The 19,423-nt window shown below is 72.2% G+C and carries 19 protein-coding genes; 13 read left to right on the top strand and 6 right to left on the bottom strand.

From position 1 onward, the window contains the following. Positions 1-68 precede the first annotated feature (68 nt). From V3T34_RS01525 to V3T34_RS01540, 4 genes are all read left to right on the top strand, one after another. Positions 69-845 (top strand): COG4705 family protein, encoded by a 777-nt coding sequence (locus V3T34_RS01525; protein ID WP_305078895.1) that lies wholly within the window; start codon positions 69-71, stop codon positions 843-845. 68 nt (positions 846-913) lie between these two features. Next, positions 914-1,321, top strand: a complete 408-nt coding sequence (locus tag V3T34_RS01530; RefSeq protein WP_305078896.1) for a histidine kinase — start codon at positions 914-916, stop codon at positions 1,319-1,321. A 71-nt stretch (positions 1,322-1,392) separates the two neighbouring features. After that, a complete protein-coding gene (locus tag V3T34_RS01535; RefSeq protein WP_442919478.1) occupies positions 1,393-2,133 on the top strand; it encodes a COG4705 family protein in 741 nt (246 codons plus the stop codon). 30 nt (positions 2,134-2,163) lie between these two features. Then, positions 2,164-2,943: a COG4705 family protein gene (locus V3T34_RS01540; protein WP_305078898.1), complete on the top strand. Its 780-nt coding sequence runs from the start codon at positions 2,164-2,166 to the stop codon at positions 2,941-2,943. Between the two features lie 66 nt (positions 2,944-3,009). On the opposite strand, the gene V3T34_RS01545 is transcribed toward V3T34_RS01540, so the two are convergent. Further along, positions 3,010-3,501 carry an RNA-guided endonuclease InsQ/TnpB family protein gene (locus V3T34_RS01545; protein WP_145984737.1) on the bottom strand — a complete coding sequence of 164 codons (492 nt, stop codon included), beginning with the start codon at positions 3,499-3,501 and terminating at the stop codon, positions 3,010-3,012. On the opposite strand from V3T34_RS01545, the gene V3T34_RS01550 reads away from it, so the two are divergent. Continuing rightward, positions 3,472-4,929 carry a hypothetical protein gene (locus V3T34_RS01550; RefSeq protein ID WP_305078899.1) on the top strand — a complete coding sequence of 486 codons (1,458 nt, stop codon included), beginning with the start codon at positions 3,472-3,474 and terminating at the stop codon, positions 4,927-4,929. The genes V3T34_RS01545 and V3T34_RS01550 overlap by 30 nt on opposite strands. A 219-nt stretch (positions 4,930-5,148) precedes the next feature. Here the strand turns inward: V3T34_RS01550 and gyrB are convergent, their stop codons facing one another. From gyrB to V3T34_RS01565, 3 genes are all read right to left on the bottom strand, one after another. Then, the gene (gene gyrB / locus V3T34_RS01555) at positions 5,149-7,584 is read right to left on the bottom strand and encodes a DNA topoisomerase (ATP-hydrolyzing) subunit B (protein WP_060847626.1); all 2,436 of its coding nucleotides are present in this window, start codon (positions 7,582-7,584) and stop codon (positions 5,149-5,151) included. 332 nt (positions 7,585-7,916) lie between these two features. Then, complete coding sequence (locus V3T34_RS01560) at positions 7,917-8,879, bottom strand: aldo/keto reductase (RefSeq protein ID WP_305078900.1); 963 nt, start codon at positions 8,877-8,879, stop codon at positions 7,917-7,919. A 10-nt stretch (positions 8,880-8,889) separates the two neighbouring features. Continuing rightward, positions 8,890-9,531 (bottom strand): MBL fold metallo-hydrolase, encoded by a 642-nt coding sequence (locus V3T34_RS01565; RefSeq protein WP_305078901.1) that lies wholly within the window; start codon positions 9,529-9,531, stop codon positions 8,890-8,892. A 155-nt stretch (positions 9,532-9,686) separates the two neighbouring features. Between V3T34_RS01565 and V3T34_RS01570 the strand changes: the two genes are divergently transcribed. Beyond that, positions 9,687-10,043 (top strand): VOC family protein, encoded by a 357-nt coding sequence (locus V3T34_RS01570; RefSeq protein ID WP_305078902.1) that lies wholly within the window; start codon positions 9,687-9,689, stop codon positions 10,041-10,043. A gap of 247 nt (positions 10,044-10,290) precedes the next feature. Continuing rightward, positions 10,291-11,079: a DUF2189 domain-containing protein gene (locus V3T34_RS01575; RefSeq protein ID WP_331369088.1), complete on the top strand. Its 789-nt coding sequence runs from the start codon at positions 10,291-10,293 to the stop codon at positions 11,077-11,079. 32 nt (positions 11,080-11,111) lie between these two features. On the opposite strand, the gene V3T34_RS01580 is transcribed toward V3T34_RS01575, so the two are convergent. Continuing rightward, a complete protein-coding gene (locus V3T34_RS01580; RefSeq protein ID WP_305078904.1) occupies positions 11,112-12,329 on the bottom strand; it encodes a serine hydrolase domain-containing protein in 1,218 nt (405 codons plus the stop codon). Next, positions 12,322-12,876, bottom strand: a complete 555-nt coding sequence (locus tag V3T34_RS01585; RefSeq protein ID WP_305078905.1) for a GNAT family N-acetyltransferase — start codon at positions 12,874-12,876, stop codon at positions 12,322-12,324. The genes V3T34_RS01580 and V3T34_RS01585 overlap by 8 nt, the downstream gene beginning before the upstream one ends. A 123-nt stretch (positions 12,877-12,999) precedes the next feature. Here V3T34_RS01585 and V3T34_RS01590 point away from each other — a divergent pair, with 123 nt between their 5' ends. The 6 genes from V3T34_RS01590 (at position 13,000) to V3T34_RS01615 (ending at position 19,313) form a co-directional block, all read left to right on the top strand. Further along, on the top strand, positions 13,000-13,950 hold the full coding sequence (locus V3T34_RS01590; protein ID WP_060847621.1) for an NAD(P)H-dependent flavin oxidoreductase: 951 nt from the start codon (positions 13,000-13,002) through the stop codon (positions 13,948-13,950). Positions 13,951-14,052: 102 nt separating this feature from the next. Continuing rightward, entirely contained in the window at positions 14,053-15,291 is a 1,239-nt protein-coding gene (locus tag V3T34_RS01595; RefSeq protein ID WP_305078906.1) for a Zn-dependent hydrolase, read from the top strand. Positions 15,292-15,385: 94 nt separating this feature from the next. Then, the gene (locus V3T34_RS01600; protein ID WP_305078918.1) at positions 15,386-16,012 is read left to right on the top strand and encodes a hypothetical protein; all 627 of its coding nucleotides are present in this window, start codon (positions 15,386-15,388) and stop codon (positions 16,010-16,012) included. Continuing rightward, entirely contained in the window at positions 16,005-16,364 is a 360-nt protein-coding gene (locus V3T34_RS01605) for a winged helix-turn-helix domain-containing protein (RefSeq protein ID WP_305078907.1), read from the top strand. Before V3T34_RS01600 ends, V3T34_RS01605 begins: the two co-directional genes overlap by 8 nt. A gap of 33 nt (positions 16,365-16,397) precedes the next feature. After that, positions 16,398-17,096: a di-trans,poly-cis-decaprenylcistransferase gene (locus V3T34_RS01610; RefSeq protein ID WP_305078908.1), complete on the top strand. Its 699-nt coding sequence runs from the start codon at positions 16,398-16,400 to the stop codon at positions 17,094-17,096. A 261-nt stretch (positions 17,097-17,357) separates the two neighbouring features. Continuing rightward, complete coding sequence (locus tag V3T34_RS01615; RefSeq protein WP_305078909.1) at positions 17,358-19,313, top strand: sigma-54-dependent Fis family transcriptional regulator; 1,956 nt, start codon at positions 17,358-17,360, stop codon at positions 19,311-19,313. The last annotated feature ends 110 nt before the right edge of the window (positions 19,314-19,423 follow it).

Below are 19,423 nucleotides of genomic sequence, written 5' to 3' on the forward strand. Positions count from 1 at the left end.
CGAAGCTCATTCTGCCCTCATTCTGGCTCGCTATCACCGTGCCCGACCATGACGGACGGGAGACGGGGATGAGCGAGATCCAGCGCCAGGTCTTGAACAAGGTACCGGAGGTCACCGCGGCCTTCTGGGTCATCAAGATACTATCCACGACCGTCGGCGAGACCGGCGCGGACTACCTCGCGGTGAATGTCGGCCTGGGTGCCGCCGTCACCGCCACCCTCACGGCCGGCCTCCTCGCGGCCGTCCTCGCCCTGCAGGTGCGCGAGCGGCGCTACGTGCCCTGGACCTATTGGTCGACCGTCGTCCTCGTCAGCGTGGTCGGCACGCAGGTAACCGACATCCTGACCGACAAGCTCGGCGTGAGCCTCTTCGTCAGCACCGGCGTGTTCGCGGCCGCCCTCGCCGCCGTGTTCGCCCTCTGGTACGCGACCGAGCGGACGCTCTCGATCCACGCCATCGTGACCCGGCGCCGCGAGGCGTTCTACTGGCTCGCCATCCTCCTGACCTTCGCGCTCGGCACGGCCGCGGGCGACCTGGCCACGGAGGCGCTGGGGCTCGGCTTCAATCTCGGCGTCGTCATCTTCGGCACGATCCTGGCCGCCCTCGCCCTCGCCTGGCGCCTCGGCGCGAACCCGGTGACGACCTTCTGGCTCGCCTATATCGTCACGCGCCCCCTCGGCGCATCGCTGGGCGATCTGCTGTCGCAGGCACGGGAATACGGCGGCCTCGGCTTCGGCACGGCCTCCACCAGCCTCGCCTTCTTCGCCGTCATCGTCGCCCTGGTGACGTCCCTGAGCCTCGTCTCAGGACGCCCTGGCGAGCCGGCCGGACAGCGGCGGGCCTGACCGTCCGCCGCCTCCCGCATCCCCATCCTCCAGTCCTACCAACGCCGCACGACACGGAGCGAACGACCATGCGAAACCTCCTCCTCGCCGCCATCGCCGCGACGGTCATCGGTGCCGCGGCCGCCCCCCTGGGCCTGCTGGCGATGCAGGACGCCGCGGTCGGAGCGACGCCCACGGCGATGGCGGCCTCGAAGCTCGGCGACCTCTCCAAGTTCCGGGCCATCGTCGTCGACGTGAAGGCGATGACCGACCGGGGCGACCTCGCCGCCGCCAAGACGCGCATCAAGGACCTGGAACTGTCCTGGGACGCGTCCGAGGCCGGCCTGAAGCCGCGAGCCGCCGCCGACTGGCACGTCGTGGACAAGGCCATCGACCGCGCCCTCGACGCGCTGCGGGCGTCGAACCCCGATCCGGCCGCTTGCCGTCGCGCGGTCGACGACCTGCTCGCCATCATAGACCAGACCCACACCGCCTGAGCCAGCCCTCGCTTTCCCACGGCAGCCCGATGCAACCGACCCAGCGACCCGGACACGTCGAATCCGCCAAGGTGCCTGAAGCCACCGCCGGGTTCTGGGCCATCAAGATCGTGGCCACGACCCTGGGCGAGGTCGGCGGCAACGCCGTCACGTTGACGCTCGGCCTCGGCTATCTCGCCGGCACGGCGATCTTCGGGGCCGCCCTGGCGGTGCTGCTCGCCGCACAGGTCCGGGCGGACCGCTTCCAGCCGCTCCTGTACTGGGCCGTGGTCACCGCGACGACGCTCGCAGGCACGACCCTCGCCGACTTCTGCGACCGGTCCCTCAGCATCGGCTACGCGGGCGGGTCCCTGGTGTTGCTCGGATCGGTCGTCGCGACCCTGATCCTGTGGAAGCGCACGCTCGGCACGGTCGCCGTCGAGACGGTGCGATCCCCGCAGGCCGAAGGTTTCTACTGGGCCACGGTCATGTTCTCCCAGACGCTCGGCACCGCGTTGGGCGACTGGATGGCCGACAGCAGCGGGCTCGGGTACAACGGGAGTGCACTCCTCATCCTCGTCGCGCTGGCCGTGGTCACGGCCCTCTACCTGCGAACGCGCGTTTCCAGGCCGATGCTGTTCTGGACGGCGTTCGTCCTGACGCGGCCGCTCGGCGCCACCCTCGCCAACTCGCTCGACAAGCCCGCTGCATCGGGCGGCCTGGGCATCGACGACATCACGATCTCCGGCGTGCTCGCGCTCGCCATGGTGGCGCTCGTGCTCCTCGTACCGCAGCGGGCCGGTCGCCATGCGGTCGGGTCCGATGCCGCTTGAGGCCCACCTCCAGCCCAAGGATCCAACCCGATGAACGACGTCCGTGAACGCGCCTTGAGCAAGGTACCCGAGGTCACGCTCAGCTTCTGGGTCATCAAGATCCTGGCCACCACGCTCGGCGAGACCGGCGGCGACACCGTCACCATGACCCTCGCCTGGGGTTACTCCGCCGGGACCGTCCTATTCGCCCTGGTGCTGGTCGGCCTCGTGGTCGCACAGGTCATGGCGAAGCGGTTCCACCCAGTCCTGTACTGGTCCACGATCGTCGCCTCGACCACCTTCGGTACGACGATGGCGGACTTCGCCGACCGGTCGCTCGGCATCGGATACACCGGCGGGTCGACCCTGCTCCTCGCCTGCCTCGCGGCCGTGCTCGGGCTTTGGTACGCGACCGAGGGCACCGTGTCGGTGGACACGGTTTCGACCCCGCGGGTCGAAGCGTTCTATTGGGGGGCGATCACCTTCTCGCAGACGTTGGGCACCGCGCTCGGCGACTGGCTCGCAGACACCGGCGGCCTCGGCTACGAGGGCGGCGCCCTCGTCTTCGCGGCGGCGCTCGCGGTCGTCATCGCCCTGTACTACCGAACCTCGGTTTCGCGCGTCACGCTCTTCTGGGCGGCGTTCATCCTGACCCGCCCGCTCGGGGCCACGGTGGGCGATTTCCTTGACAAGCCGGTCGCCAACGGCGGGCTGAACCTGAGCCGGCCGCTCGCTTCCGCCGTGATTGCGGCCTTCATCGTGGCGCTCATCGTCCTGCTACCGCAACGGGCCGGTCGGCACCCGGGAGAGGGCGTACAGGCGTCTCAATGACCCGAAAATTTCGGTCATTCGTCATTTGGGGTTGATGACCCCTCCTAACGTTCTCCAGCGCTGCCCTCAGGCGGCGGCGAGCGTCCCGGGACGACGCACGGCCCGACGGCCCACGTCGGCGTCCCCGAGGGGCTGACCCCCCTCGCTTGCGGCCTTGACCGCAAGACCTCGGTCCCGGATCACCCCGGCCGAGTTCACGTCGCGGTGCTCGTCCAGCCCGCACGGGCAGACGTGCCGGCGCAGGGACAGCGGCTTCGCCGCCACCGCCCCGCATCGCCGGCACTCCTGCGACGTCCCGCGGGAATCGACGCAGATCAACCCGCCACCGGCTCTCTCAGCCTTGTAGCGGACGAACTGCACGAGCTTGCCCCATCCCGCGTCCAGGATGGAGCTGTTCAACCCCCTCTTCTGTGCGACGTTCGTCCCCGGCTCCTCGACCGTTCCCGCGGCCGAGCGGGTCATGTTCCGGATGCGCAAGTCCTCCGGCACGACGAGCGGGTGCTCGCGCGCCAGCCGCCCCGAGACGCGGTGGAGATGCTGTTCGCGGGTGTTGGCCACGGCGCGAAGCTGCCGCGCCAGCCGCGCCTTGACCTGCGCCGCCGGTTCGACCCCTTGCGGCAGCGTGCCAGCGCCCGGCGGGAGACGCGGATCTCGCGCCGCGAGGCGGGACGGACGTTCGGGATGCGCTCGCCGGTGGACAGCGTCAGCAGCGCCTCCACGCCCAGGTCGCCGCCCACCGCCTCTCCGACGGACGGCGTGATCACCACGACCTCGGTCGTCTCGACGGTGAACGCGGTCGTCCTGGCCCTGCCGGAGATGCGCGGCAAGCGCGGCGAGCTCCTCCGCGCCGTCGCCGCGCTCGCCGCCGCCGGCGAGATCAACGTCGAGTTCAGGCTCGGTCACGACAGGCTGTCGGTGATCTTTGACCCCGCCGACCTGCGCCGCCTGCCGGCCGGCGTCACGCTCCAGCAGGACGACGACGCCCGCCTCGCCGCCAAGGGGCACAAGCCCCGCGGCCGGCCGCGGGGCGAGGGCTGGAAGCCGCCTCCGTTCCGCTGGGCGGACGTCCGCCGCCCCGTCCACCCCGAGTGGGGGCAAGCCATCACGGCACTGCCTGGCCGCTGCCTCGGCATCGACCTCAACCCGGGCTTGATCGGCCTCATCGTCGTCAAGAACCGCGGCGACCTGCGCAGCCTCCCCGCCACCCATGTCATCGACCATCGCCTGGTCAGTCTCGACCTGCCGCGCGGCGCCTCGCCCGAGCTCGTCACCGAGGCGCTGGCGAAGGTCGCGGGCCTGGCCGTGGGCCTGTGCGAGGTGCACGGCGTCGGCTTGGTCGCGATGGAAGAGGGGCTCGGAAAGCTCCGCTCCGGCGGGCGTTCGCGCTCGCTGAACCACAAGCTCAACTCGTGGGACCGGAACCGGCTGAAGGCGATGCTGGAGCACAGGCTGGGCCTACGCGAGGCGTCGCTGGTGACCGTGTGGGCCGGCTACTCGACGACCATCGGCAACGTGACCTTCGCCCTCCCGGAGGCCTGCGCGGCGGCCGCCGAGATCGGGCGGCGCGGCCTGGCCGAACTGGACTGGCGCGCGCGCACCCGCGCGGCGTGCCTGAACGGCTCCCTGCCCAAGGGCGGGGTGGAGAAGGATCTCCTGCCATTCCCATGCTCTGAGGCGTTCCCGAGCCTGTGGAAGGATTCGGGCGTGCCCAATGCGGCCGCGCTCGCGCGGTTGCGACAGGTGGGGACGTGGCGGGCGGTTCATCGGGAAATCAAATCGGCGGCCCTTGGCGTCCGCCGACCGCACCCGGAGGTCACCTCTGGGTCCGATGGCACGTCCAGCGTCAGCGGGCCGGGCCACGCGGTGTCGCGCCTCGGCCAACGCCGTCGACCGGGGCTCGTGCTCCGGCCGACGGCGGTGAAGCGCCCGGCTCACCCCGGGACGGCCGCCGCGACGGAGAGTCGTGAAACACGGGTATCATCCTAACTTTCCCGATAGCCGAAATTATTCGGATGGTCCTTGCTGCGGAGGCCGTTGTCCTGCAACTCGGAAGCGAGCCGCTCAGCAGCCGCAACCAGACGGGTCCCAAGCAATATGGGTGTAAACTAGCGAATGGATGGGCCTTTTGGGTGAAAAACAGCTCCCGTTGTAGCCCAATTGGGTCAAACTGGAGCTGTTATGGGTACAGGCAGATTGATCTCACCATCACACGTCGAGATTGGCCACGTTGAGGGCATTCTCCTGGATGAATTCCCGGCGCGGCTCGACCACGTCGCCCATCAGCTTGACGAAGAGGTCGTCGGCGTCGGTCGTGTCCTTGACCTTCACCTGGAGCAGCGAGCGCACGTCGCGGTCGAGCGTGGTCTCCCAGAGCTGCTGGGCGGTCATCTCGCCCAGGCCCTTGTAGCGCTGCAGCTGCAGGCCCTTGCGGCCGAGCGCCATCATGCCCTCGAACAGGGCCACCGGGCCGTACAGCATGGTCTGGTCGCCGCGCCGCACCAGCGTGACGGGGGCGCCGTAGATCTCGCTGAGGGTTTCCGCCCGCTCGTCGAGGCGGCGCGCCTCCTGCGAGTGGATCAGGGCCTCGTCGAGCACCGCGACCTGGCGCACGCCGCGTAAGGTCCGCGACAGCACGTAGCCGCCGTCCTTCGCCTCGCCCTCCCAGCCCTGCTCGATCTCGTCCGCGATGGCGTTGAGGCGCCGGGCGATCTCGTCGGCCACCACCTCGGCCTCGGCCGGGTTGCCGGCCACCGACGGGCGCAGCGCCCCGGCGATCGCCGCCTGCTCGACCACGACGCGGTCGTAGCGCGAGTGCATCCCGTGCAGGATCTGGCGCACGCCGCGCGCCTCGTCGACCAGCGTCTTCAGCTGGGCGCCCCCGAACTCGGTGCCGGTGGCGAGCTTGAGCACCGCCCCGTCGACGCCGCCGTCGATCAGGTAGTCCTCGAGCGCCCGGTCGTCCTTGAGGTAGAGCGCGGTCTTGCCCTTCTGGGCTTTGTAGAGCGGCGGCTGGGCGATGTAGAGGTGGCCGCGGTCGATCAGCTCCGGCATCTGGCGGAAGAAGAACGTCAGCAGCAGGGTACGGATGTGCGAGCCGTCGACGTCCGCATCGGTCATGATGATGATGCGGTGGTAGCGCAGCTTGTCGGGGTTGAAGGCGTGGGCGCCGTCCCGGCCGATGCCGGTGCCGAGCGCGGTGATCAGCGTGCCGATCTCCTGGCTCGACAGCATCTTGTCGAGCCGCGCCCGCTCGACGTTGAGGATTTTTCCGCGCAACGGCAGAACAGCTTGGAAGGTGCGGTCGCGGCCCTGCTTGGCCGAGCCGCCGGCGGAGTCACCCTCGACCAGCAGGATCTCACATTTCGACGGGTCGCGCTCCTGGCAGTCGGCGAGCTTGCCGGGCAGCGAGGCGATATCGAGGGCGCCCTTGCGGGTGGTGAGGTCGCGGGCCTTGCGGGCCGCCTCGCGGGCGGCCGCCGCCAGCGCCACCTTGGCGGCGATGGTGCGGGCCTCGCTCGGATGCTCCTCGAGCCAGCTGCCCAGGGTCTCGTTGAGCACGCCCTCGACGGCGGGACGCACCTCCGAGGAGACGAGCTTGTCCTTGGTCTGGGACGAGAATTTCGGGTCCGGCACCTTGACCGAGACCACCGCGGTCAGCCCCTCGCGGCAATCGTCACCGGTCAGGGAGACCTTCTCGCGCTTCGTCACCCCGCTCGATTCGGCGTAGCCGGTGATCTGCCGCGTCAGGGCGGCGCGGAACCCCGCGAGGTGGGTGCCGCCGTCGCGCTGCGGGATGTTGTTGGTGAAGCAGAGCACGTTCTCGTGGTAGCTGTCGTTCCACCACAGGGCGACCTCGACGCCGATGCCGTCGCGCTCCTGGCGCAGGACGATCGGCGCCTCGATCAGGGCGGGCTTCGCCCGGTCGAGGTAGCGCACGAAGGCCTCGACGCCGCCGTCATAGACCAGCTCGTCGCGCTTGTGCTCGGCGTGCCGGGCATCGGTCAGCACGATGCGCACGCCGGAATTGAGGAAGGCCAGCTCGCGCAGGCGCTTCTCGAGGGTCGCGTAGTCGAACTCGACCTGCGTGAAGGTCTCGGTCGAGGGCAGGAAGCTGACCTCGGTGCCGCGCCGGTCGTTGGCCGGGCCGACGGCGGCGAGCGGCGCCACGGCGTCGCCGTGGCGGAACTCCATCGCGTGCTCCTGGCCGGCGCGCCAGATGCGCAGGCGCAGCCAGGACGACAGGGCGTTCACCACCGAGACGCCGACGCCGTGCAGGCCGCCCGAGACCTTGTAGGAGTTCTGGTCGAACTTACCGCCGGCATGCAGCTGGGTCATGATGACCTCGGCCGCCGAGACGCCCTCCTCCGGGTGGATGTCGGTCGGGATGCCGCGGCCGTTGTCGGAGACCGTGCAGGAGCCGTCCGCGTTGAGGGTGACGGTGACGTGGGTCGCGTGGCCGGCCAGCGCCTCGTCGATGGCGTTGTCGACGACCTCGTACACCATGTGGTGCAGGCCCGAGCCGTCGTCGGTGTCGCCGATATACATGCCCGGCCGCTTGCGCACCGCGTCCAGGCCCTTGAGGACCTTGATCGAGTCGGCGCCGTAGGTGTCGGGGGTCAGATCGCGGGCGGGTTCGGCCATGTCGGTTCCTGGTGCGGGCGGGCGCGCGTCGCGGGGTGGCGCGGCCGGCGCGGGCGCCGTGTCTCGCCCCGGCGCCGTCTGGGTCTCGTGTCTCAAGGGTCGGGGGCCGCCGAGGGGGCGGTCCCGCATCTGCCTGATGTAAGCATTCCGCCTTGAAATTGCATCGGTTTTCGGCGCCGTACGGGCGCTTTTCCAGGGTCCGGCGGGGGCTGGACAGAGCCCTCGCGTCCCTCCCCCGGCCGACCATACCGGAGGTCATCTTTCGCCGCACCCCGTTAAGGATCCGCGAACGGGCCGCGCCGGTCCGTGAGCGGGTCCCGGCTCGCCGATGGTCAGCTCTTGAGCGAGCCGCGGCTCGCCTCGTCGAGCCGCGCGACCGCCGCCGGATCGAGGGCGAGCCGCACCCCGCCCAGGAGCTCGTCGAGCTGCGCCACCGAGGTCGCGCTGGCGATCGGCGCGGTGAGGCCCGGCCGGGCGATCAGCCAGGCGAGGGAGACCTGCGCCGGCGTCGCGCCGTGGTCGCGGGCGACCGCGTCGAGGAGGTCGAGGAAGGCGAGCCCGCGCGGGTTGAGGTAGGGCGAGACCCGGGCCTCCCGGGCGCGGCCGGCGGCGGCCCCGGCCTGCCGGTACTTGCCGGTGAGGAAGCCCGCCGCGAGGGAGAAGTAGGAGATCACCCCGATCCCCTCCTCCCGGCACAGCGGCTCGAGCTCGGCCTCGTAATCCTCGCGGTCGGCCAGGCTGTAGCCGGGCTGCAGGCTCTCGTAGCGCGGCAGGTTCTCCCGCGCCGCGACGGCCAGCGCCTCGCGCAGGCGGGCGGCGGAGTAGTTCGAGGCGCCGATCGCCCGCACCTTGCCGGCCCGGATCAGCCGGTCGTAGGCCGAAAGCGTCTCCTCCAGCGGCGTCTCGGCATCGTCGGTGTGGGACTGGTAGAGGTCGATCCGGTCGGTCCCGAGCCGGCGCAGGGAGGCCTCCACGGCCTCCTCGATGTAGGCCGCCCGCAAGCCCTTGCGGCCCTCTCCCATGTCCATGCCGACCTTGGTGGCGATCGTCATCCGGTCGCGGGCGCCGCGGTCCTTCAGCCAGCGCCCGATCACCGCCTCCGACTCGCCGCCCCGGTGGCCCGGCGCCCAAGCCGAATAGACGTCGGCGGTGTCGACGAAGGTGAAGCCGGTCTCGAGCAGGCGATCGAGCAGGGCGAAGGAGGTCGCCTCGTCAGCGGTCCAGCCGAAGACGTTGCCGCCGAAGCAGAAGGGCGGGACCGAGAGGCCGGAACGGCCGAGGGGGCGCAGATCCATCAGGGGGCTCCTATCGCAGGAAGGGGTTCGACAGCCGCTCCTGGCCGATCGTGCTCGTCGGGCCGTGGCCGGGGATGAAGGCGACGTCGTCGCCGAGCGGCAGCAGCTTCTCCTTGATCGACGCGATCAGGGCGGCGTGGTCGCCCCCCGGCAGGTCGGTGCGGCCGACCGAGCCGCGAAACAGCACGTCGCCGACCTGGGCGAAGCGGGCGTCCCGGCTCACCAGCACGACGCTGCCCGGGGAATGGCCGGGGCAGTGCAGCACGTCGAAAGTGAGTTCGCCCACCGTCACCGTGTCGCCCTCGGACAGCCAGCGGTCGGGGGTGATCACCTTGGCGCCGTCGATGCCGTAGGCCGCCCCGGTCTCGGGCAGGCTGTCGAGGAGCGGCTTGTCGGCGCGGTGGGGTCCTTCGACCGGCACGCCCAGCGAGTCGCGCAGGTCCGCCGCCCCGCCGGCGTGATCGATGTGGCCGTGGGTGAGCAGGATCTTCTCGACCGTGACGCCGGCCTTGGCGATCGCCGCGCGGATCCGGTCGAGGTCGCCGCCCGGATCGACCACCGCGGCCCGCTTCGTCGCCTCGCACCACAGCAGGGTGCAATTCTGCTGGAACGGGGTGACCGGGATGATCGCGGCGCGGGGCGTGCTCGGCATGGTCGGCCTTGGATGAGGAACGGGTCGCGATCCTTGTAGCGTGGAAGCGGGCGGTGGTGCACCCCGGGGCGGGGCGCACCGCAATCGGCGGGCGGACGCGGCCTCGACAGGCAGGGGCGTTCGGGCTCCGATGCGACGCGACGAGGGAGCGGGCCATGGCCGTGAGGCGTATCGTGACCAACATCCCGGCGACGCGGCTCGATGCGGCGCGGGGCTTCTACGAAGGGGTGCTCGGCCTCGACCTGGTCATGGATCACGGCTGGATCCAGACCTTCGCGGCCTCGGGCGCGTCGGCGCTGCCGCAGGTCAGCGTGGCCTGCGAGGGCGGATCGGGGACGCCGGTTCCCGACCTCTCGGTCGAGGTCGACGACCTGGAGGCCGTGCTCCGGCGCGCGACGGACGCCGGCCTTCCGATCGAGTACGGCCCCGTGGACGAGCCGTGGGGCGTGCGGCGGTTCTACGTCCGCGACCCGTTCGGGCGGCTCGTCAACATCCTGGCCCATCCCGGGTGAGCGGGCCCGTTCCGGGGCCCGTCGCGCGATCGTGTGCGGTCCCGCCTTGGCGTCCGGCCTGCGCCCGCGCTACCGTCCGGCGACGCGGCGGATGTCGTCCGCCCGGTACGAGTAGTCCAGTCTTGATGCGACCGATCCATCCGGCGCCCCCGCGGGCCGGACCGGGCGCCTGAAGGACCGCCGACACGACGGCCCGAACGCGGCCCGGCCTTTCCCGTCGCGGGTGCCCTCCCCCGGAGGACACGCGATGTCGAGTTCGTTCCCCCTCTCCCACGGCTTTACCGCCGCCCGCCCCGCCGTGCGGCGGATCGGTGTTCAGGATCTCAAGGCCGCCCTGTCGCGCGGCGTCGACGATTTCCTGGCGATGCCGACCCACGTCCTGTTCGTGGTGCTGATCTATCCGATCGCCGGCGTGCTCGTCGCGGCGGCGACCTTCGAGCAGAACCTGATCCCGATCCTGTTTCCGCTCGCCGCCGGCTTCGCGCTGATCGGGCCGTTCGCGGCGCTCGGCCTCTACGAGCTGAGCCGGCGCCGGGAATGGGGCCTGCCCGCCGCCTGGACCGACGCCTTCGCGCCGCTCCACGGGCGCTCGGCCCGGGCGGTGATGGCGGTCGGCGTGGTGCTGGCGCTGATCTTCGCGGCCTGGCTCTGCGCCGCCATGGGGCTCTATTGGTCGCTCTACGGCGGCGTGACCGAGCCGTCGGTCTCCGCCTTCCTCGGCGACGTGCTGACCACGCCCCGGGGCTGGACGCTGATCCTCGCCGGCAACCTCGTCGGCGCCGCCTTCTCGCTCCTGGCGCTCGCGGTCAGCGCCGTCTCGATCCCGCTCATCATCGACAAGGACGTGGAGGCCGGCACCGCGATCGAGACCTCGCTGGCGCTGATGCGCGAGAATCCCGGCCCGATGCTCGCCTGGGGCGCGATCGTGGCCGGGATGCTCGTGCTGGGCATGGTGTCGCTGTTCGTCGGCCTCGCGGTGGTGCTGCCGGTGCTCGGCCACGCCACCTGGCACCTCTACCGCCGGGCGGTGGGGTGACGAGGCGGGCGATCACTCCGTGATCGCGCCGATCACCCGGTGATCGCCGAGTAGGTCAGCACCCGCAGCTCGCGCCGGATCGGCCAGGTCGAGGACGGCATGAGCTGCGTCAGCATGATCACGAACAGGTCCTCGGCGGGGTCGATCCAGAACGCCGTCGAGGCCGCCCCGCCCCAGGCGACCTCGCCCGGGGTGCCGAGGATCTGGGCCCTGGCCGGATCGAGCATCACCGAGAAGCCGAGCCCGAAGCCGATGCCGCTGTAGCTCGATTCCGAGAAGCGCGGCTGGCCCATATCGGCGAGGTCGCCGCGCAGGTGGTTGGCCGTCATCAACTCGACGGTCTTGGCGCCGAGAAGCCGCACGCCGTCGAGCTCGCCCCCACCCAGGACGAAGCGGCAGAACCGGGCGTAGTCGGCCCCCGTCGAGACGAGGCCGCCGCCGCCCGACGGCACCGTGCGGGGCCGGGCGTAGCGGCCCTCGCGGGCATCGTCGATCAGGGTCAGCCGGCCGCCCTCGCCGAGCGCGTAGTTCGAGGCGAAGCGGGAGATCTTCTCCGCGGGCACGTGGAAGTCGGTATCGACCATGCCGAGCGGCCGGATGATCCGCTCGCGCAGGAAGTCGTCGAAGGGTTTTCCCGAGATCACCGCCACGAGGTGGCCGAGCACGTCGGTGGCGATGCTGTAGTTCCACTCCGCCCCCGGCTGGGCGAGGAGCGGCAGGCTCGCGGCCTTCCCCACCACCGCGGCGAGCGAGGTCTCGGCGGTCTGGAAGTCGACCCCCTCCTCCCGGTACATCCGGTCGACCAGCGTCGCGTCCATGAAGCCGTAGCTGAGACCCGACGTGTGGGTCAGGAGATCGCGGAACGTGATGTCGCGCTCCGCCGGCACCGTCTCGGGCTTGCCCCGGCTGCCGCCGACGAGCACCCGCATGTCCCGGAACTCCGGCAGGAAGCGGGTGATGGGATCGTCGAGCTGAAACAAGCCCTCCTCGTACAGCATCAGGATCGCCACCGAGGTCAGCGGCTTCGTCATCGAGTAGATGCGCACGATGGTGTCGGCCTCCATCGGCAGGCCGCGGGCGAGGTCGCGCAGGCCCTCCTGGTGGGAAAACACCACCTGGCCGCGCCGGGCCACCGTCACCGACAGGCCCGGCAGCTTGCCGGCCTCGACGTAGCCCCGCATCCACGGGACGATCCGGCCCAGCCGCTCCGACGAGAGGCCGACCGCCTCCGGGGTTCCGATCTCAAGCACCACGCGGGCTCTCCTGGTGATGGGCGTCGAGTGGTTCTAACGCGGGATCGGCCGCGAGGACGAGTTCCATCAGCACCTCGTCGTGGTAGCGGTCCCCGATCTTCAGGGCCCGGCGCTCGCAGCCGTAGGGGCGAAAGCCCAGCCCCTCGTAGAGACGCAGGGCCGCGCGGTTTTCGGCCTCGACGGTCAGGCGCAGGGCCTCGACCCGCGGGCGGGCCTCCGCGACGAGCCGGCGAAGGAGCGCGGCGCCCAGGCCCAGCCCCCGCGCCTCGTCCCGGACGTAGACCCCCGTCACGTCGCCCTTGTGCCGCAGCTTCGCGCCCTCCTGCAGCACCAGGGTGGCGGTGCCCAGCAGCACCTCGCCCCGGACCGCCCCGAGGGTGAGGTGCTGCTCCAGCCGCGCCCCGAACCAGCCCGGTCCATGTCCGGCGACGTCCTCCTGGGCGGTGCCGAACGAGGCGGGGTGCCGTTCGAGCGCCTTCAGGCGCAACGAGCGGTAGGCCGGGCCGTCGGCGGCCCGGAGGCGGCGGATCGCGATCGCGTGCATCGCCCGAGGGAGTCCGACGGCTCGGGGTCCCGTCAAGCCTCCCGTTGACCACGACCCGGACCTGGTGCGATGCCGGAGCCCAACGAGACCTCTCCAACGAGTTCCCCGGGAGCCACGCCGCCGATGTCCCTGCCCGACAGCCTCCGCCACGCCCTCGCCCTGCCGGTGATCGCCTCGCCGATGTTCATCGTCTCGGGGCCGGAGCTGGTCATCGCCCAGTGCGTCAACGGCATCGTCGGCTCGTTCCCGGCCCTCAACGCCCGGCCGAAGGAGGCGCTGGACGAGTGGCTGACCCGGATCGACGCTGCGCTGGCCGAGGCCAAGGCCGCCGACCCGGAGCGGATCGTCGCGCCCTACGCCGTCAACCAGATCGTCCACGCCTCGAACGACCGGCTCGAGCACGACCTCATGGTCTGCGGCAAGCACCGGGTGCCGATCATCATCACGTCTTTGCGCGCGCCCGACGCGGTGGTCTCGGCCGTGCACGGCTGGGGCGGCGTCGTCTTCCACGACGTGACCACGGTGCGCCACGCCGAGAAGGCGCTGGAGGCCGGCGTCGACGGGCTGATCCTGGTCTGCGCCGGGGCCGGGGGGCATGCCGGCACGCTCTCGCCCTTCGCGCTGGTGAGCGAGGTGCGACGCTTCTTCAAGGGACCGCTGATCCTGTCGGGCGCCATCAGCACCGGCGACGCGATCCTGGCCGCCCAGGCGATGGGTGCGGACCTGGCCTACATGGGCACCCGCTTCATCGCCACGCAGGAGGCCAACGCCGCGCCGGCCTACAAGGAGATGATCGTCGGCACGACCGCCGCCGACGTGATGTACACCCCCTACTTCACCGGCGTGCCGGGCAACTACCTCAAGCCCAGCGTGACCGCCGCCGGCCTCGATCCCAACGCCCTGCCGGAGGTCGACAAGACCAAGATGAACTTCGGCTCGGGCACCACCAAGGCCTGGCGCGACATCTGGGGCGCCGGCCAGGGCGTCGGCACCATCGACGACGCGCCGGCCACCGCCGTGGTGATCGACCGGCTGAAGGCGGAATACGCCGCGGCGCGGGCGCGGCTGGGATAGGGCGCTCCCGCACACCCCCCTTGCGCCCGGCGCTTGTCCGCCGGGCACGGCCCTCGCATCCTGGCGCACGCATCTTCCCCGACGCGTAGCGTGAGGCCCGCGATGACCACCAACCTCTCCGTGAACGGCAACCGGCTGTGGGACACCCTGATGGTGTCGGCCGGCATCGGCACCGGACCCCGGGGCGGCCTGCGGCGCCTCACCCTGACCGAGCCCGACCGGCTGGTGCGCGACCAGCTCAGAAGCTGGGCCGCGGAGGGCGGCTACCCGCTCACCGTCGACGGGCTCGGCAACATGGTGCTGCGGCGGGCGGGCTCCGAGCCCGACCTGCCTCCGGTGGTGATCGGCAGCCACCTCGACACGCAATGGGCCGGCGGGCGCTTCGACGGCATCCTGGGCGTCCTCGCCGGGCTGGAGGTGCTGCGCACCCTCGACGACCTCGGCATCGCGACGCGCCGCACCATCGAGGTGGTGAACTGGACCAACGAGGAGGGCGCCCGGTTCTCGCCGCCGATGCTGTGCTCGCTCGCATGGTCCGGCCAGGCGACGCCGGACTGGGTCGAGAACCGGCGCGACCGCGACGGCATCCGCTTCGGCGACGCCCTCGACGGCATCGGCTATCGCGGGCCGGAACCCGTCGGCGGACGCACCATCGACGCCTATTTCGAGCTGCATATCGAGCAGGGCCCGGCCCTCGACCGGGCCGGCGTGCCGGTCGGCATCGTCACCGGCGGCTATCCGAGCTGCGGCATGCGCATCGCCGTCGAGGGCGCCACCGCCCATACCGGACCGACCCCGATGGGCGAGCGCCACAACGCGCTCGTCGGCGCCGCCATGGTGGCGGTGGCGGTCAACGACATCGGCTGGGCCCATGCCGACACCGACGCCAAGGCCACCGCCGCCCGGCTCGACCTGGTGCCGAACCTCCCCGGGACGCTCTCGGAATACGCCGAGCTCTTCATCGACATGCGGGCGCCCGAGCTCGAGACCCTCGAGACCATGAAGGCGTCCTTGCGCGCCGCCCTGCCCGACTGCGCCGTCCGCTCGCTCACGCAGATCTCCATCGCCGAGGAATGGGGGTTCGGGGTCTTCTCCTTCGACGACGGCCTGATCGGCACCCTGCGCGAGACCGCGGAACGCCTCGGCATCCCGACCATGGACCTGCGCTCCCAGGCCGGCCACGACGCCTACCACGTCGCCCGGGTCGCCCCCGCCTGCATGATCTTCACCCCGTGCCGGGACGGCATCACCCATAACGAGGCCGAGGATATCTCCCTGGAGCCGACCCTGCCGGGCGTGAACCTCCTGCTCCACGCCGCCCTGGCGCGCGCCAACCGCTGAGACCCGGACGGGCGGCGCCGAGCGCCGCCCGATCCCGCTTGCGCGACTTTGCGCATCGGCGTACTTTGCATCGGAAAGTTGATGCGGGATGCCGATGCGCGACCTCGACAGGGCCGACCTCGATCGGGTGCTGGCCGACATCACGGCGATCCGCAGCCAAGTCGCCGCCGGCACCGCCTTCCAGGGCTACGGCCCGACCGCTTTGGCAGCGACCGGCGCCCTGGCGCTCGCCGCCAGCGTCGCGCAGGCCGCCCTCCTCGACGACCCGACCGGCCGGCCGCTGACCTTCCTGGCCGGCTGGGTCGCCGTCGCGATCGTCTCGATCGGGGTGATCGGGGCCGAGATGCTGGCGCGCAGCCGCCGGCACCATTCCGGCCTCGCCGACGCCATGATCCTCAACGCGGTCGAGGCCTTCCTGCCCGCGGGCGCCGCCGGGGCGCTGCTGCTCCTGGTCCTGGCGCGCCTCGCCCCCGAGAGCCTGTGGCTGCTGCCTGGCCTGTGGCAGATGCTGGTCGGCCTCGGGCTGTTCGCCTCCCTGCGCGCCCTGCCGCGGCCGGTCGCCCTGGCGGCGGGCTGGTACGTGGTCGCCGGGCTCGGCACCATCGCGGCCTCGGCCGAGGGGCATGCGCTGTCGCCCTGGACCATGGGCCTGCCCTTCGCCCTCGGCCAGGGGCTGCTCGCCCTCATCCTCCATCGCGCCCCGGGAGGCGACCATGAGTGAGCCCGCTCCCTACGCCTATGACGGGCTCGACCGGGTGCTGCACGAGCGGGCGCGGCTCAGCCTGCTCACCTCGCTCGCCGCCCACCCGAAGCCCCTCGCCTTCTCCGACCTCAAGCAGCTCTGCGGCCTGACCGACGGCAATCTCAGCCGCCATCTCGGCGTGCTGGAGGAGGCCGGGCTCGTCGAGATCCGCAAGGGCTACGAGGGACGGCGCCCGCTCACCACCTGCCGCCTCACCCCCGCCGGGCGGCAGCGCTTCGTCGCGTACCTCGCGGTGCTGGAGCGCGTGGTCCGCGATGCCGCCGAGGCGGCCCGGCAGGGCGATCGCGGCCCCGAGCCCCTTCCCGCCTGACCTCCCTTCCCTTTTTTGCCCGGAGACTTTGCAATGCAAAGCGGTTCGCTTCACCAAGACAAGCTCCATGTCGGCCTGATCATGGACGGCAACGGTCGATGGGCGGAACGCCGCGGCCTGCCCCGTTGCGTCGGGCACGAGGCCGGGGTCGGCACGGTGCGGCGGGTGGTGCGGGCCGCGCCCGGCCAGGGCATCGGCACGCTGACGCTCTACGCCTTCTCCGCCGACAACTGGCGCCGCCCGGCCGCCGAGGTGGCGGGGCTGATGGGCCTGCTTCGCCTCTACCTCGCCCGCGAGGTCGAGGTCCTGCGCCGCGACGGCGTGCGCCTCACGGTGATCGGCCGGCGCGACCGCCTGCCCGGCGGCCTGGCGGAGGCCATCGCGGCCGCCGAGGCCGTGACCCGCGACGGGGCCGGTCTGCACCTGCGCATCGCCCTCGACTACTCGGCCCGGGACGCGATCCTCTCCGCCGCCCGCGCCGCGGACCCCGCCATCACCCGCGAGGCGTTCGACCGCCTCGTCACCGGCGACGGCGCCCCAGCGGTCGACCTCGTGATCCGCACCAGCGGCGAGCAGCGCCTGTCCGACTTCCTGCTGTGGGAGAGCGCCTATGCCGAGCTGCACTTCACGCCCTGCGCCTGGCCGGATTTCGGCGAGGCGGAACTCGCCGCGGCGATGACCGCGTTCCGCGCGCGCCAGCGCCGCTTCGGCGGGCTGCCGGCGGCGGCGTGACACCGGCCGTTCGACGGCGAGGCCGGGCCGAGGCCCGGCCTCGCGCGCGCCGCGGTGCCTGCGCGCCCGGGCGAGGGCGGCGACTCCGACGAAGAACCCGAGGCCGATCCCGGAGAGCGCCCGGGCCTGTTTGGCGCTAACGACATGGTATCGAGCGCGCCGCCGCGGCGGACCAAAGGGGGGCGGGCGCCCCGCGCCGCCGATCTTTCCCGATTCGCGGTTCGCGCGCAGAATGGCCCGAACAGGGTCGGGGAGGATGCGATGCGGTCTGCCGTGATGGCCCACATCGACGAGCTCGTCCGGGCGGCGAGCGGCGGCGAGGCCGTGCGCGACCCGCTCATCAACCAGTCGTGGCAGCGGTGCCTGGCCGAGTACCGGCTCGATCCCGCGGCACCCCGGCGGGCCTACATCCACACCCAGGCGCGCCTGCGCGAGCACCGCGACGCCCTCGACGACCTGATCCGGGTGGCGCGCTTCGGGGTCGAGGCGCTGTACCGGCAGGTCTCGGGCCTCGGCTACGTGCTGATCCTCGCCGATGCCCGCGGCGTCGCCGTCGACTTCATCGGCGATGCCGGCCGCGACGGCGACCTGCGCCGCGCCGGCCTCTATCGCGGCTCGGACTGGAACGAGCACCTCGCCGGCACCTGCGCGGTCGGCACCTGCATCGCCACCGGCGAGGCCCTGTCGGTCCACCTCGACGACCACTTCGCCGGCGACCATATCGGGCTCACCTGCACGGCGGCCCCGGTCTACGCCGCCGACGGCACGCTCGCCGCGGTGCTCGACATCTCGGCCCTGCAGGCGCCGGCCCCGAAGGCGAGCCAGCACCTCGCGCTCCAGCTCGTCACCTCGTTCGCCCACCGCATCGAGACCGCGAGCCTGCACAACGGCTTCCGGCGCGAGTGGATCCTCCACCTGTCGCGCTCGCCGGAATTCGCCGACATCGAGCCCGAGCTGGCGCTGGCGGTCGATGCCCGCGGGCGCATCCTCGGTTTCAACAGCCGGGCCCGGGCGCTGATCGACCGCGCCCTGCACCGCCCGCGCGGGCCCTCCGACCTGGCGCATGCCGGCCTCGGGCTGCGCCTCGACGCGCTGTTCGAGGCCTCGGTCGACGACCTGCCGCGCTTCACCCGGGCGGTGCCGGTGGAGCGGCGGGTGCTGCGCCTGCGCGGCGGCGAGCGCTTCTACGCCCTCGCCCTGGAGCCGGCCGCCGCCCCCGTGCGCACCCCGCCCGCCGCCCCCGCGCGGCCCGCCGCCCCGGACTTCGCCGGCGGCGACCCGGTGCTGGCGCGGATGGCCGGCCAGGCCGCCCGCCTGTTCGAGGCGGGGGTGAGCCTCCTCGTCGGCGGCGAGACCGGCACCGGCAAGGAGTTCTTCGCCCGCGCCCTGCACGGCGCGTCGCGGCGCGCCGACAAGCCTTTCGTCGCGGTCAATTGCGCGGCCCTGCCCGAGACCCTGATCGAGTCCGAGCTGTTCGGCCACGAAGCCGGCGCCTTCACCGGGGCGGCCAAGGCCCGGACCGGCCTCGTTCAGCAGGCCGATGGCGGCACGCTCTTCCTCGACGAGATCGGCGACATGCCGCTCTCCGCCCAGACCCGCCTGCTGCGCGTGCTGGCCGAGCGCGAGGTGACGGCGCTCGGGGCCGCGAAACCGTCTCCCGTCGACATCCGGGTGATCGCCGCGACGCACCGCGACCTCGCCGCCCTGGTGGCCGAGGGCCGCTTCCGCGAGGATCTGCTGTACCGCCTCTCCGGCGCCCGCTTCGTCCTGCCGCCCCTGCGCGAGCGCGCCGATGTCTCCGCGCTGGTCGCGCGGCTGCTGGCCGGGCGGCCCGGGTCGCCACGCCTCTCCCCGGCGGCCGCGGCGGCGCTCGCCCGCCATCCCTGGCCCGGCAACGTGCGCGAGCTGGTCGGCGCCCTCGACTACGCCTGCGCGCTCGCCGAGGGACCGGAGATCGTCCCCTCCGACCTGCCGCCGACGGTCGCGGCCTGGCGCCCCGACCCCGCGCCGCCCGCGGCGGCCCCGGTCCGGGACGAACCGCCCGCCGGCCCTCTCGCCGACGCCCTTGCCGGCGTTCTTGCCGATCCCCTCGCCGAAGCCCTGCGCCGGCGCGCCTGGAACGTCTCGGCGGTGGCCCGCGACCTCGGGCTCGACCGCTCCACCGTGCACCGGCGCATGCGCCGCCTCGGCCTCGTCTCGCCCAACCACGCGGGCTGAGGCGCCCCACCTGTGGCGAGTGCCCCACCTGGGGCGGGGCGTTCGCCACAGGTGGGGCGCCTCAGGTGTGGCGTCGGGCGTGGCGCATGAGGCACCGGGCATCCGGTCCA

Origin of the sequence: Methylobacterium ajmalii, from assembly GCF_036448855.1 — a bacterium.
GTDB lineage: Bacteria > Pseudomonadota > Alphaproteobacteria > Rhizobiales > Beijerinckiaceae > Methylobacterium > Methylobacterium ajmalii.

Excerpts from the sequence above, each read along its gene's own strand:
- V3T34_RS01560 (WP_305078900.1), bottom strand. The coding sequence starts at position 8,879 with ATGGATCTGCGCCCCCTCGGCCGTTCCGGCCTCTCGGTCCCGCCCTTC.
- V3T34_RS01600 (WP_305078918.1), top strand. The coding sequence starts at position 15,386 with ATGCGCGACCTCGACAGGGCCGACCTCGATCGGGTGCTGGCCGACATC.
- V3T34_RS01615 (WP_305078909.1), top strand. The coding sequence starts at position 17,358 with ATGCGGTCTGCCGTGATGGCCCACATCGACGAGCTCGTCCGGGCGGCG.
- V3T34_RS01525 (WP_305078895.1), top strand. The coding sequence starts at position 69 with ATGAGCGAGATCCAGCGCCAGGTCTTGAACAAGGTACCGGAGGTCACC.
- V3T34_RS01585 (WP_305078905.1), bottom strand. The coding sequence starts at position 12,876 with ATGCACGCGATCGCGATCCGCCGCCTCCGGGCCGCCGACGGCCCGGCC.
- V3T34_RS01590 (WP_060847621.1), top strand. The coding sequence starts at position 13,000 with ATGTCCCTGCCCGACAGCCTCCGCCACGCCCTCGCCCTGCCGGTGATC.
- V3T34_RS01565 (WP_305078901.1), bottom strand. The coding sequence starts at position 9,531 with ATGCCGAGCACGCCCCGCGCCGCGATCATCCCGGTCACCCCGTTCCAG.
- V3T34_RS01575 (WP_331369088.1), top strand. The coding sequence starts at position 10,291 with ATGTCGAGTTCGTTCCCCCTCTCCCACGGCTTTACCGCCGCCCGCCCC.
- V3T34_RS01540 (WP_305078898.1), top strand. The coding sequence starts at position 2,164 with ATGAACGACGTCCGTGAACGCGCCTTGAGCAAGGTACCCGAGGTCACG.
- V3T34_RS01570 (WP_305078902.1), top strand. The coding sequence starts at position 9,687 with ATGGCCGTGAGGCGTATCGTGACCAACATCCCGGCGACGCGGCTCGAT.
- V3T34_RS01610 (WP_305078908.1), top strand. The coding sequence starts at position 16,398 with ATGCAAAGCGGTTCGCTTCACCAAGACAAGCTCCATGTCGGCCTGATC.
- gyrB (WP_060847626.1), bottom strand. The coding sequence starts at position 7,584 with ATGGCCGAACCCGCCCGCGATCTGACCCCCGACACCTACGGCGCCGAC.
- V3T34_RS01595 (WP_305078906.1), top strand. The coding sequence starts at position 14,053 with ATGACCACCAACCTCTCCGTGAACGGCAACCGGCTGTGGGACACCCTG.
- V3T34_RS01605 (WP_305078907.1), top strand. The coding sequence starts at position 16,005 with ATGAGTGAGCCCGCTCCCTACGCCTATGACGGGCTCGACCGGGTGCTG.
- V3T34_RS01530 (WP_305078896.1), top strand. The coding sequence starts at position 914 with ATGCGAAACCTCCTCCTCGCCGCCATCGCCGCGACGGTCATCGGTGCC.